Consider the following 12,852-nt stretch of genomic DNA (forward strand, 5'->3'; position numbering starts at 1 on the left):
TTTGAATTACAAGGAGAAATTTAATGTCTATTACAGCAGCTGATATCCGTCGCGAAGTAAAAGAGAAAAATGTTACCTTTATTCGCCTTATGTTCTCTGATATTTTAGGGACTATGAAGAATGTGGAAATTCCTGCTACGGATGAACAGCTTGACAAGGTCTTATCCAATAAAGCCATGTTTGATGGTTCTTCCATTGAAGGTTTTGTCCGTATCAATGAATCAGATATGTATCTTTATCCTGATTTAGATACTTGGACAGTCTTTCCCTGGGGAGATGAAAACGGTAGTGTAGCGGGTCTGATTTGCGATGTTTATACGACAGATCATGTACCGTTTCTAGGGGATCCACGGAGCAACCTCAAGCGTGCCCTCAAGCATATGGAAGAGCTGGGATTTAAGTCCTTTAACCTCGGACCAGAGCCAGAATTTTTTCCTCTTTAAGCTGGATGAAAATGGTGATCCGACGCTGGAAGTAAATGACAAGGGCGGTTATTTTGACTTGGCGCCGACAGATTTGGCAGACAATACTCGTCGGGAAATCGTCAATGTCCTGACCAAGATGGGCTTTGAAGTAGAAGCTAGTCACCATGAGGTAGCAGTCGGCCAGCACGAGATTGACTTTAAGTATGACGAAGTGCTTCGGGCTTGTGACAAGATTCAGATTTTCAAGCTGGTTGTGAAAACTATTGCTCGTAAGCACGGTTTGTATGCAACCTTTATGGCCAAGCCTAAGTTTGGCATTGCAGGATCTGGTATGCACTGTAATATGTCTCTCTTTGATCAAGACGGCAATAATGCCTTCTTCGATCCAGAAGATCCAAAAGGTATGCAGCTGTCAGAAACAGCCTACCATTTCTTGGGTGGTTTGATTAACCATGCTTATAACTACACAGCTATCATGAATCCAACGGTCAACTCATATAAACGTCTGGTTCCTGGATATGAAGCACCAGTTTATATTGCTTGGGCAGGACGTAATCGTTCACCGTTGGTGCGCGTGCCAGCCTCTCGTGGTATGGGTACTCGCTTGGAGCTGCGTTCGGTTGATCCGATGGCCAATCCATATATTGCTATGGCAGTTCTCTTGGAAGTTGGCCTGCACGGTGTTGAGAATAAAATCGAAGCTCCAGCCCCAATCGAAGAGAATATCTATATCATGACTCCAGAGGAGCGTAAGGAAGCTGGAATTACAGACCTACCATCAACTCTTCACAATGCCTTGAAGGCATTGACAGAAGACGAAGTCGTTAAAGCGGCTCTTGGCGAGCATATCTATACAAGCTTCTTAGAAGCTAAGCGCATCGAGTGGGCAAGCTATGCAACCTTTGTCTCCCAATGGGAAGTGGATAATTATCTGGATTTATACTAAACTTAGAGCAGGAGGATTGGCATATCCCCTGCTTTTTCGTGGAGGAGGAGAAAGATGGGAAAATTTCATGATTTTATTAAGCGTGTTTTTGATGAGCAATATGAAGCCTATTTTGGTCCAGATATGCTTGAAAAACTTGGACCTCAAGATTATTATTTAAGGCGGGAGGAAGATGGCCAGTTAATTGCCTTGCTCCATGCCCGGCAGGTGTTGGAAAATATTCATGTCAAGGCTTTGGTGGTGGATAAAGAACATCAGAAAAAAGGTTTGGGAGCCAGTCTGCTGGCAGAATTAGAAGAAAAGGCTGTAGAAGCTGGAGTAACTAGCATTACCTTGTCCACTAAATCTTATCAGGCCAGGGATTTTTACATCAAGCAAGGCTATGAAATCTACGCCAGTCTAACAGATGTCCCACAAAAGGGCATTACCAAATATCATTTTATCAAGCGATTTAAGTGAGCCATTCTCAAATAGATGGAAGTCAATTTTGCTTCTGTTTTTTAACATTTATTTGCATACATTCAGTATGTATGTTAAAATAAAGTTTAAGAAAAGGAGAACAAATGATTACCAGTTTATACCCCGTTTTAATGAGCGAAGCTATCCATCAAGCGGCACAATTTTTCATTGAGCATTTCCAATTTCAGGAAACCTTCCGTTCAGATTGGTATATTAGTTTAAAGAATATTGAGAGTGGTTTTGAGCTTGCTTTTATTGATAGTAAGCATGGGACAGTACCACAAGCCTACCAGTCTAAGGCGAGTGGCCTAATCATCAATATCGAAGTTGACAATGTGGATTGTTTTTATGAAGAATTGCGTCAGCAAGAAGAAATGGAGTTCCTTCTTCCTATTAAGAGTGAAGATTTTGGTCAGCGCCATTTCATTGTGGAAGCGCCGGGTTCTGTTTTGGTTGATGTAATTCAAGTAATTCCACCTAGCGCTGAGTTTACGGCAAATTATTTGGAGAGTGAAGATGAATAAAAAACAGCAGGCTTCTCTAGAGACAAGCAAGAAAATATTAGCTATCGCCCGGAAACATTTTTCTTTAAAGGGTTATGCAGAAACTTCCTTGGAAGAAATTGTAGATGAGTTGGGAATGACAAGAGGCGCACTTTATCACCATTTCGGGAATAAGAAAACTTTATTTACCGCCGTACTGACACAAATTCAGTCCGAACTGGGGTCTTATGTAGAAAAAAATGCCCTGGAAGCACACGATTCTTGGGAGCAGTTGGTGGAAGGCTGTGTTGCTTTTGTTCGTTTTGCGACCTTGACTGAAAATAAACATATTCTCCTGCTTGATGGTCCCAATATCGTTGAGTGGAAAGAGTGGCGTCGTCAGGACGAGGCTAATTCTTTCTTTCATTTGAGAGAGCAATTAGACATTTTATCTAAAGAAGGGAAACTTATCTCTATTGATCTGGATATGGCAGCTCATATGATTTCAGGCGCCTTGAACGAGTTGTCTCTTTTTCTTGCTGAGAAAGAGGAAGAAGCAGAAGTCAGAGAAGCAGTGAGAAGTCTGTTAAGGGGATTTAAAAATCATGGCGAAAAAGGTTAAAGATTATTATGATTTGGTTTATGCCGAGGATCTGAGTCGTCGTCTGCAAGAAGTCACAGATAAATTTGATGCTCAGCATTTTAGATCTCTAGTTGAAAGCGACTTAGAGGCTTTGGAATTTACTCAGCGTCAAGAGCTGCTGGCAAAGAGTATCAAAGAATGCTTGCCGCTTTCTTATGCTGATTCTCTGAAGGTTTTTGAGCAGATACTTGGTCCGGAGTTAGAGGGCGGCTTGGGGATGTTCTCAGAGGGGTACTGGTTGTGGCCGATTGGCAAATACGTAGAACTTTACGGAGGTCAAGAATTCGAGCTGAGTGCAGCCTTCAGTAAGGAATTAACCAAGCGATTTACTGGAGAATTTTCCATGCGGCCCTTGCTGGCTAATTATCCTAAAGTTACGATGGATTTACTATTAGAGTGGAGCCGAGATGAGAATATGCGCGTCCGCAGGTTAGCTAGCGAGTGTATGCGTATCCGACTGCCCTGGGCTAAGAAGCAGACTGTGGTTTTAGATTATTTTGATGAGTTTACCGCTATTCTAAAGAATCTAAAGGATGATGCGGATAAATCAATCCAAAAAAGTGTCGCTAATAATCTGAATGATTTATATAAAGAAGATCCTGAAAAATTCGAGAGGGTGATTAGGACTTGGCAAGAGGAAAAACTGAGTCCGAGTTGCGCTTGGATTATCAAGCATGCTTCGCGAACAAAAAATAAAGCAATAAAATAAGCTTTGCTAGACTAGCAAAGCTTATTTTTTAGTTGTCTTCGTCTGGTGTAAGCACCATCGGAATAATAATAGGTTCGCGCTCGGTACTTTCATAGAGGAAAGGACGCAAGGCGTTGACGATAGCGCCGCTAACAGATTGGACGCTGGCATCTTTATTCTTAAGGGCAATGCGAATGGCATTGAAGAGGATGCGCTGGCTTTGGCGAATGAGGTCGCCTGATTCGCGCATGTAGATAAAGCCGCGGCTGAGAATATCTGGACCGGCTAAGATCATCTTGGATTCAAAGTCAACCGTCGCGACAGCCAGGACAACACCGTCCTCTGACAGGTCTTTACGGTCGCGCAGGACTGCAGCTCCGATTTCACCAATGCGGTTCCCATCAACATAGATATCTTGAGCGTTGAAGCTACCGGCAATACGAGCTGAGTCAGCTGTCAGAGCCAGCACGTCACCATTGCTCATGATGAAGATATTGTCTTTTGGTACTCCAGTATCAACGGCTAGACCTGCATGGACTTTCTGCATACGGTATTCACCATGGACTGGCATGAAATATTTTGGCTTAATCAAGCGGAGCATGAGTTTCTGCTCTTGTTGGCCACCGTGTCCAGAGGTGTGGATGTTGTTAATCTTACCGTGGATAACCTCTACACCGGCCTCGGAAATGATGTTAATCAATTTGTTAACGCTGGTCGTATTACCAGGGATAGGACTAGATGAGAAGATGACCGTATCTCCAGGCTGCAGCTGAACTTGACGGTGGGTACCATTGGCAATCCGAGACAGGGCTGCCATCGGCTCACCCTGACTTCCGGTACACATAATCAGCACTTCGCCAGCTGGATAGTCCTTGAGTTCATTTGGCTCGATGAAGGTATCTTTGGGAACCTTGATATAGCCCAGCTCAATCCCGTTGACAATAGCCTTTTCCATGGAGCGGCCAAAGACCGCAATCTTACGACCGGTCTTGACAGCAGCATCTGCTGCCTGCTGGAGCCGGAAGATGTTTGAGGCAAAGGAGGCGAAAATAATGCGTCCATTAATGCCTTCAATAATCTTCATGATAGATTGCCCGACAACTTTTTCGGAATTGGTAAAGGTTGGAACTTCAGCATTGGTCGAGTCAGATAGGAGGCAGAGAACGCCTTCCTCGCCCAGAGCAGCCATGCGGTGCAGGTCTGCCGGCTCACCAACTGGTGTAAAGTCAAACTTGAAGTCACCTGTACAGACAATCTTACCCTGCGGCGTATGGATGACAATTCCCAAAGGCTCTGGAATAGAGTGGGTTGTCCGGAAGAAAGTAGCTTTCAGATGCTTGAACTGCAGTTCTGTGTTTTGATTGATTTCATAGAGCTTGGCATCGCGCAAAAGTCCATGCTCTTCTAGCTTGCCGCGAATGAGTGCCAGCGCCAAAGGACCAGCATAGATAGGAACATTGGCTTGCTTGAGCAGGAAAGGAATACCGCCGATATGGTCCTCGTGCCCGTGGGTGATGAGGACAGCTTTTACGCGGTCGATATTTTCAACGATATAAGAGTAGTCGGGAATGACATAGTCAATTCCTAGTAGGTCGTCTTCTGGGAACTTGATACCGGCATCCACGATGATGATTTCATTTTGGTATTCAATCCCGTAGGTGTTTTTACCGGTTTCGCCTAACCCACCAATCGCAAAAACGCCAACTTCTTTGGGTTTTAAGGTATATGCCATGGGTTAGAACTCCGTCAATTCAAAAGTGCCTGACTCTTTTTCGTATTCGAGGTGTTTGTCAGACAAGAGCTCAATAAATTCAATATTGTAAGGGGTATTTTCTTCGACTAACTTACGAGCCTGAATGCGGCCTTCCAATTCATTAGCTGCTTCGACATCTAAATAAAGGGCACGTGTCTTTTCACGGCGCGGACTGCGCTCTTTTGTTTCTTGATAAAAAACTTTGTAAATCATTACATTTCCTTTCATATTTTCATGATTAACCTGCAGAAAACAACAGCTGATTAGCTGTTTTCTTTTATTCAATTCTGAGTAGTAGATTAATCCTGATTCGTTACAATTATAATGATTATAACATAAAATAAGGGAATAGTAAAAGGTGGAGATAAGAAAATGTAAGAGTGATTTAGTCTGAAAGCATTCGGATTCCATATTCCTGAAATGCCTGTTCTGGATACTTTTAATCTTATGATAGGTAGCCGTGCTCTTTGTACCAAGCTAGGACATCTTTGAGAGTTTCTTCAAAGGGACGGAAATGGGCTCCCAACTCATTTTGAGATTTTGCAGAATTGAAATGTGTTCGGAGATATTCCTCTTCAGTAGAGGTCACAGCAGCCTTACTCAACAGAATAGGACGTTTTGTTAGACGATGATATAGTTCATTGTATTGAGCAATTATCTTTAGAAGAAAAAGAGGAATCCGTCTAGTTGGAGCGGCAACTCCGCTGACCGCTTCTAGGTTCTTCAATAATTCTTCCATCGTCATATGCCTACCAGCTGCTAAATATCGTTCTCCTTGTCGGCCATACTGCATAGCTAGGATTTCGCAGTCTGCGACGTCTCGGGCATCTACGACGCTGTAGCTGCCGGGAATGATTCCAGGCAGTTTTTTATGAACGAAGTCGAAAATCAACTGTCCCGCAGAGGTAGGACCGATATCGCCTGGGCCAAACATAAATCCAGGCAGGACAAAACTAACAAAAAAATCAGGATGTTTTTTTGAAAAATCTAAGAGAACCTCTTCGCTTAATATCTTACTGCGGTAGTAGTCATTGCTTGTATTCCTGCTGCGTAACATGCTTTCATCAATCAGTTGATTTTGCTCACCATAGAGAACTGCAATCGATGAGGTATGGACCGCCTGACGAATGCCAGCTTTATAAGCGGCTTCAAAAAGTTCCAAACTACCCTTCACATTGGTATTATACAGTTCTTGCCAGTGCTGACCGCCTTTCAAACTATCTCGAAAGAAAGCAGCTGTGTGAAAAAGACTATCACAATCTTGCATATGATTTTGATAGCTGTCTGGCTGGCAAATATCTCCTTCAATGAAATGGATCGGCAGATTGCCAAACTGCTCTAAGGCTTTCTGTCGAGAGCGTACTAAAGCAGTCACCTGAATTCCTTTTTTTAGAAGGGATCGCACCAGATTATTTCCTAGTAAACCTGTTGCGCCAGTAACGAAGGCGTGGTGAATACTTCGGCTTTGGTGTTTTGGGGGCATGGCTCTTCTCCTTAAATTATATTTAGATGACATGTCATCTATTCTCTTATTTTATATTTTGCAAGATTAATTGTCAACAATTAAGGGAATTAGTGTAAAATAGATACAGAAGAAATTTGCAAAGGACGGGAATAGAATGTCATCTTTAGGAGACCGTTTTAGATATTTATTCAGAAGTGCGGAAAATCAAGCGATGAACATTTGGTCACTTGATTTTGAGGGCTGCTTATTTGGCGAAATAGCCGTGCTTGCGGTACCAATCTACCACGTCAGCTAAGCTTTCTTCGAGAGGGCGATGCTGTCCGCCTAGCTCGCTCTCGGTTTTGGCAAAGCTAAAATTACTTTTGAGATATTCTTCGGCCATGAGATGAGCGAGCTCATTGGTAACCAAAATTGGTTTTTTGGTGAGCCGGTGGTAGAGCTCACTTGCTTGGGCATAGATTTTGACGAAAAGAGGGGAGATCTTGCGCTTGGGGGCGGGAACGCCAGTGATTTTTTCCAGTATTTGGTACAATTCTGTCATGGTCACTTGCCGTCCAACTGCCAGATAGCGCTCCTTTGAGCGTCCGTATTTCATGGCGCGGAGATGAATATCTGCTACATCTCTAGCATCCACCATATTATAGCTAGCCTTTAAGATACCTGGAAGTTTTTGCTCTACAAAATTGATAATCAGCTGCCCACTGGAGGTCGGACCAAGGTCTCTAGGACCCAACATTACACTCGGCAAGATGAAGCAACCGAAAACATCTGAATGCTTGTCCAAGAAATCACGAACGGCCTCTTCACTCAAAATCTTGCTGCGATAGTAATCAAAAGGAGTATCTTTTGAGCGAGACATGCTTTCATCGATTAGCTGATTGGCCTCACCTTCCAGTACGACACAGGAGGAAGTATGGACAAATTGGCGGATACCAGCCTCGTAAGCAGCTTCTAGGAGGTTATTTGTGCCTATAATATTAGTGTCGTAGAGCTCCTGCCAGTGCTTGCCGCCTTTATAATTATCGCGGAAAAAAGCAGCGGTATGAAAGAGGCTGTCGCAGCCTGCTAGATAGTCACGATAGCTTTCGGGCTCTAAAATATCCCCCTTGACAATCTGGATAGGCAGGTCGGCAAATTGTTTGCGCGCTTTTTCCTCGGAGCGAACGAGAGCGGTCACTTGAATGTTTTCTTTTAGCAGAGCACGCACGAGATTATTTCCTAAAAGACCGGTCGCACCAGTCACAAAAGCGTGGGTCATTGTTCTAGCTGGTTTTTGATTTGTAGGGTTTGGGGTCATCCGTTTTTCCTCCTTTTGCAAATAGATGATATATCATCTATTTAAGATTTTATATTTTTTAACTAAAATTGTCAACAATTTACCTAATCTAGTGTAAAATAGTATAGAAGTGATTTTTGAAAGGAGAGCAGCGTGGTAGCAGAAGGAATTCGATTTGGCTATTTGTTTAGAAGTGCAGAGAGCTTAGCGACGAGAGAATATGGGAAGTTGCTAGAGCCTTTGGGAATTACGCCCAATCAAAGCGAGGTCTTGCTCGTTTTGGGCGAACATGCTCCGCTGTCTCTCAAGGGCTTGGGGGAATCCCTGATTTGTGAGGAAAAAAGCCCTAGTCGCTTGGTGCAGGCTTTGATTAAAAAAGGCTTGGTCAAGAAGGAAATTTCTAGCAAGGACAAGCGCAGTTCTCGCTTGAGCTTGACTGCTGCTGGAGCGGATTTGCTGCCCAAGATTGCTGAGCAAGAAGCGATTTTTGGAAAACACTTGGCGCAGCAAGTGCCTAATTTGGAGGCTTTTAGCCAGATTTTAGAGGAATTTTTGGTAGATAGTTTCTACGAAGACAAATTAAAACGCCGCTCTCTTTGGTACAGTGAAGAATGAGAGGATTTTTATGAACATTTTAGCGATGGATACGTCCAATAAAGCCTTGTCCTTGGGACTTTTGCAGGATAAGGAGCTCTTGGGACAGGTGACGCTCAATATCAAGAAAAACCACAGCATTACCCTGATGCCGGCTATTGATTTTCTGATGAATAGTCTGGATATGAAGCCGATGGATTTGGATCGTATCGCGGTGGCTCAGGGTCCAGGCAGCTACACAGGTCTGAGAATTGCGGTGGCGACAGCCAAGACTCTGGCCCATACCCTCAAGATTGAGCTGGTCGGTGTGTCTAGTCTGCTGGCTTTAGTCCCAGAGCAGGCGGAAGGTTTGGTCATTCCTGTCATGGATGCCCGCCGCAATAATGTCTATGCTGGCTTTTACCAGTCTGGTCAGGCTGTGCGGCCGGAAGCTCATCTGCCTTTGGCAGAGGTTTTGGAAATAGCTGGCGCTGCTAACCAACCAGTCACCTTTGTCGGAGAGACAGCAGCTTTTACGGAGCAGATTGAAGCGGCTCTTCCTCAGGCTGCCATTCAGCCGACCTTACCAGATGCAGCGGCTGTTGGTCGTCTCGGTTTAGACCTGCCAGCCCAGTCTATTCATGACTTTGTTCCTAACTATCTCAAGCGTGTAGAAGCCGAGGAAAATTGGCTCAAGACCCATCAGGAATCCAGCGATTCTTACATTCAGCGCCTATGATTAAGTTGAGAAAATGGAGCGACAGCTCGGATGTGGACGCGGTCGCTCTCGCCAAAGAGCTGGAACAGCTCTTACTTGCAGTCTATGAGGTCAGCCCATGGACAGCGGCCCAAGTGGCAGAGGTTCTGCGTTCGGATGTGAACAGTTGTGCACTAGCAGCAGATGAGAGTCAGCTTGTCGGCTTTTTAGTCTGGCAGGAGACAGACTTTGAAGCAGAAGTTCTGCAAATTGCTGTATTGCCTAGCTATCAGGGGCAGAAAATCGCGACAGCCTTGTTTAACTTTTTGCCAGCAGATAAAGAAATTTTCCTCGAAGTGAGGGAGTCGAACAAGCCAGCTCTGCTATTTTACAAAAAAGAAAAATTTGAAGAAATCGCGAGGCGGAAGGCCTACTATCATGCGCCGGTGGAAGATGCGATTGTCATGAAAAGAGAGATCCATGAAAGATAGATATATTTTAGCTTTTGAGACGTCTTGTGACGAGACCAGTGTGGCGGTTCTGAAGAATGAGACGGAGCTTTTGAGCAATGTCATTGCCAGCCAGATTGAGAGCCACAAGCGTTTTGGTGGAGTGGTACCGGAAGTGGCCAGCCGTCACCATGTGGAGGTCATTACGGTTTGCATTGAGGAGGCTTTGGCAGAAGCAGGGATTAGCGAGGAGCAGGTCACAGCAGTGGCCGTTACCTATGGTCCTGGTCTGGTTGGGGCGCTTCTGGTCGGCTTGGCAGCGGCCAAGTCCTTTGCGTGGGCTCATGATATTCCCCTGATTCCAGTCAATCACATGGCTGGACACCTGATGGCGGCCCAGAGCGTGGAGCCCTTGGAATTTCCCTTGCTGGCTCTCTTGGTCAGCGGCGGCCATACTGAGCTGGTCTATGTCAGTCAGGCTGGTGATTATAAGATTGTGGGGGAGACCCGCGATGATGCAGTCGGTGAAGCCTATGACAAGGTGGGTCGCGTTATGGGGCTGACCTATCCAGCAGGACGGGAGATTGATCAGTTAGCTCATGAGGGACAAGATATTTACGATTTTCCGCGGGCCATGATTAAGGAAGACAATCTGGAATTTTCTTTTTCCGGTCTCAAGTCGGCCTTTATCAACCTGCACCACAATGCTCAGCAAAAGGGAGAAGTCTTGTCTAACCAAGACCTGTCAGCAAGCTTTCAGGCAGCGGTCATGGATATTCTCATGGCCAAGACTAAAAAAGCGCTGGAAAAATATCCAGTCCAGACTCTGGTCGTGGCGGGCGGTGTTGCAGCCAATCAAGGCCTGAGAGAACGCTTGGCAGCTGAGATTCAGGATGTGAAGGTGATTATTCCGCCTCTGCGCCTTTGCGGTGACAACGCTGGTATGATTGCCTATGCCAGTGTCAGCGAATGGAATAAGAAGAATTTTGCCAGTTTGGACCTGAATGCTAAGCCGAGTCTGGCTTTTGAAACGATGGAGTAAAGGAGAAGAATGCGCGGACAGACATTTAAACAAGGGACACAAGCAGCAGTGCCAACAGCTCTGGGCTATATTGGGATTGGCTTAGCCTGCGGCATCATGGCGGCGCCTTATATGAATCCCTTGGAGATGGGGCTGATGAGTATTCTGGTTTATGCGGGCAGTGCCCAGTTTGCCATGATTGGTTTATTTGCCCAGAAGGCGCCGGTCTTGGCTATCGCACTGACTGTTTTTCTCATCAATATCCGACATCTTTTGCTCTGTCTGCATGCATCTACTTTTTTTCGTAAGTCTAGCTTGATGCAGAATATTGTCATTGGCTCTTTTTTGACGGATGAATCTTATGGGGTCTTGATGGGAGAGCGGGCACATACAGAGGAAATCGCTGCTGCTTGGATGATGGGCAATAATTTCATGAGTTACGCTTCCTGGATTTTGGGTACTGTTTTGGGAACAGCCCTCGGTGCCCTTCTGCCCAATCCTGAGAGCTTTGGCCTGGACTTTGCCCTAGTTGCTATGTTTATTGGTATTTTTTCTTCTCAGTTTACAATTATGCTACGCCGTGTCAGGATTAATAAACTCTTTTTAGTCTTGAGTGTGGTGGGGATTGCCTACCTGCTTCTGACCATGCTGCTTCAAAATTCGCTGGCGGTACTGTTTGCAACCTTGCTAGGCTGTACAGTGGGGGTGATTTTGGATGATAAGTAAGTATATTTTGCTGGCTATTCTTTTTTCGGCCCTAGTCACTTGGATTCCGCGGGTTTTGCCCTTTATCCTAGTCAAGTACAAGGGGCTTCCGCCCATGGCAGAGCGTTTCCTCAAATATTTGCCAGTTTCCATTATCTTTGCCCTTATCCTGTCTAGTGTCACCAATGCTAAAACAGGTCAGCTGCCGAGTTTTAAATGGCTGGATTTAATGGTCGTTTTTCCGACTAGTTATGTGGCATTTAAGTATAAAAACTTAATTGCAACTGTTGTGTTTGGTGTAGTCTTGGTGGCCTTGCTGCGCTATCTAGCTGGATTTCTTGGCTTGTAAAGAGAGTACAAGACAGATTGAATCGGTCGATTCGGTCTGTTTTTTGCTAAATTCTAAGAATTATCTGAAAATATAATATTTTATGCTATAATGGAACCAATCAAAATCATGGAGGTTCGGAAATGGCAGAAGCAGGTCATAAATTTTTAGCAAAATTAGGAAAGAAACGTCTTCGTCCCGGTGGCAAGCTGGCAACAGACTGGCTGATTGAGCAGGGGCAGTTTTCCAGCGACAAGAAGGTTCTAGAAGTTGCTTGCAATATGGGAACCACAACGATTGAGCTGGCTAAAACATATGGCTGCCAGATTACTGCAATTGATTTGGATAAGGCTGCGCTGGCTAAGGCGCGGCTTAATGGAGAAAAGGCTGGTGTTGGTGAGCTCGTCACATTTGAGCAGGCTAATGCCATGAAGCTGCCTTATGATGACAATTCTTTTGATATCGTTATCAATGAAGCCATGCTGACCATGCAGACAGATAAGGGGAAGGCCAAATGTATGGATGAGTACTACCGGGTGCTGAAGCCAGGTGGAGTGCTCCTCACCCACGATGTTATGCTCAAACAAAGAGATGAGAATGTCCGAGAAGAGCTATCTCGTGCGATTAATGTCAATGTGGGGCCTCTGACAGAGGGTTCTTGGATTCAGCTAGCGCGCTCTCATGCTTTTGACCGTGTAGACACCTTTGTCGGCGAAATGACCTTGATGAGTCTTCAAGGTATGATTTATGACGAAGGACTGGGCGGCACACTGAAAATCTGCTTTAATGCCCTCAAGAAAGAAAACTACAGTCAATTTATGAAGATGTTTAAGATGTTCCAAAAGAATCAAGAAAAACTGGGCTTTATTGCTATGGTTTCTCGTAAATAAATACTTGCCGCTTTGGAAACTCTAAGTCGGTTTAAAAAATTTCTAAAAAAGC

General features: G+C 44.8%; 15 protein-coding genes and 1 pseudogene. 12 read left to right on the forward strand and 4 right to left on the reverse strand.

What is annotated here, in order from left to right:
- The first annotated feature begins 23 nt into the window (after positions 1 to 23).
- The 5 genes and pseudogenes from glnA to RG608_RS01955 all read left to right on the forward strand — a co-directional run bounded on the left by glnA (position 24) and on the right by RG608_RS01955 (position 3,664).
- Positions 24 to 1,371, forward strand: a pseudogene (gene glnA, locus RG608_RS01935) (type I glutamate--ammonia ligase).
- A 54-nt stretch (positions 1,372 to 1,425) separates the two neighbouring features.
- Positions 1,426 to 1,830: a GNAT family N-acetyltransferase gene (locus RG608_RS01940; RefSeq protein ID WP_125330851.1), complete on the forward strand. Its 405-nt coding sequence runs from the start codon at positions 1,426 to 1,428 to the stop codon at positions 1,828 to 1,830.
- 104 nt (positions 1,831 to 1,934) lie between these two features.
- On the forward strand, positions 1,935 to 2,354 hold the full coding sequence (locus RG608_RS01945; protein ID WP_125330852.1) for a VOC family protein: 420 nt from the start codon (positions 1,935 to 1,937) through the stop codon (positions 2,352 to 2,354).
- Positions 2,347 to 2,934: a TetR/AcrR family transcriptional regulator gene (locus tag RG608_RS01950; protein ID WP_125330853.1), complete on the forward strand. Its 588-nt coding sequence runs from the start codon at positions 2,347 to 2,349 to the stop codon at positions 2,932 to 2,934. Before RG608_RS01945 ends, RG608_RS01950 begins: the two co-directional genes overlap by 8 nt.
- Positions 2,918 to 3,664, forward strand: coding sequence for a DNA alkylation repair protein (locus RG608_RS01955; RefSeq protein ID WP_268687001.1), 747 nt, complete (start codon positions 2,918 to 2,920; stop codon positions 3,662 to 3,664). The genes RG608_RS01950 and RG608_RS01955 overlap by 17 nt, the downstream gene beginning before the upstream one ends.
- Positions 3,665 to 3,692: 28 nt before the next feature.
- Here the strand turns inward: RG608_RS01955 and rnjA are convergent, their stop codons facing one another.
- From rnjA to RG608_RS01975, 4 genes are all read right to left on the reverse strand, one after another.
- A complete protein-coding gene (gene rnjA, locus RG608_RS01960) occupies positions 3,693 to 5,375 on the reverse strand; it encodes a ribonuclease J1 (protein WP_308946481.1) in 1,683 nt (560 codons plus the stop codon).
- A 3-nt stretch (positions 5,376 to 5,378) separates the two neighbouring features.
- The gene (locus tag RG608_RS01965; protein WP_032906349.1) at positions 5,379 to 5,609 is read right to left on the reverse strand and encodes a DNA-dependent RNA polymerase subunit epsilon; all 231 of its coding nucleotides are present in this window, start codon (positions 5,607 to 5,609) and stop codon (positions 5,379 to 5,381) included.
- 232 nt (positions 5,610 to 5,841) lie between these two features.
- Entirely contained in the window at positions 5,842 to 6,879 is a 1,038-nt protein-coding gene (locus tag RG608_RS01970) for an SDR family oxidoreductase (protein WP_002929091.1), read from the reverse strand.
- Positions 6,880 to 7,105: 226 nt separating this feature from the next.
- A complete protein-coding gene (locus RG608_RS01975; RefSeq protein ID WP_002903702.1) occupies positions 7,106 to 8,158 on the reverse strand; it encodes an SDR family oxidoreductase in 1,053 nt (350 codons plus the stop codon).
- Between the two features lie 132 nt (positions 8,159 to 8,290).
- Between RG608_RS01975 and RG608_RS01980 the strand changes: the two genes are divergently transcribed.
- From RG608_RS01980 to RG608_RS02010, 7 genes are all read left to right on the forward strand, one after another.
- A complete protein-coding gene (locus RG608_RS01980) occupies positions 8,291 to 8,752 on the forward strand; it encodes a MarR family winged helix-turn-helix transcriptional regulator (protein ID WP_002929093.1) in 462 nt (153 codons plus the stop codon).
- A 10-nt stretch (positions 8,753 to 8,762) separates the two neighbouring features.
- Positions 8,763 to 9,449, forward strand: coding sequence for a tRNA (adenosine(37)-N6)-threonylcarbamoyltransferase complex dimerization subunit type 1 TsaB (tsaB, locus tag RG608_RS01985; protein WP_268687000.1), 687 nt, complete (start codon positions 8,763 to 8,765; stop codon positions 9,447 to 9,449).
- Positions 9,446 to 9,898, forward strand: coding sequence for a ribosomal protein S18-alanine N-acetyltransferase (gene rimI / locus RG608_RS01990; protein ID WP_268686999.1), 453 nt, complete (start codon positions 9,446 to 9,448; stop codon positions 9,896 to 9,898). The genes tsaB and rimI overlap by 4 nt, the downstream gene beginning before the upstream one ends.
- A complete protein-coding gene (gene tsaD / locus RG608_RS01995) occupies positions 9,888 to 10,898 on the forward strand; it encodes a tRNA (adenosine(37)-N6)-threonylcarbamoyltransferase complex transferase subunit TsaD (protein WP_268686998.1) in 1,011 nt (336 codons plus the stop codon). Before rimI ends, tsaD begins: the two co-directional genes overlap by 11 nt.
- A gap of 9 nt (positions 10,899 to 10,907) precedes the next feature.
- Positions 10,908 to 11,603, forward strand: coding sequence for an AzlC family ABC transporter permease (locus RG608_RS02000; RefSeq protein WP_268686997.1), 696 nt, complete (start codon positions 10,908 to 10,910; stop codon positions 11,601 to 11,603).
- Positions 11,593 to 11,931, forward strand: coding sequence for an AzlD domain-containing protein (locus tag RG608_RS02005; protein ID WP_268686996.1), 339 nt, complete (start codon positions 11,593 to 11,595; stop codon positions 11,929 to 11,931). The genes RG608_RS02000 and RG608_RS02005 overlap by 11 nt, the downstream gene beginning before the upstream one ends.
- 122 nt (positions 11,932 to 12,053) lie before the next feature.
- Positions 12,054 to 12,800, forward strand: a complete 747-nt coding sequence (locus RG608_RS02010) for a class I SAM-dependent methyltransferase (RefSeq protein ID WP_308946482.1) — start codon at positions 12,054 to 12,056, stop codon at positions 12,798 to 12,800.
- The last annotated feature ends 52 nt before the right edge of the window (positions 12,801 to 12,852 follow it).

This window comes from Streptococcus sp. IsoGale022 (assembly GCF_031142805.1).
In the GTDB taxonomy this organism is placed as follows: Bacteria; Bacillota; Bacilli; order Lactobacillales; family Streptococcaceae; genus Streptococcus; species Streptococcus sanguinis_A.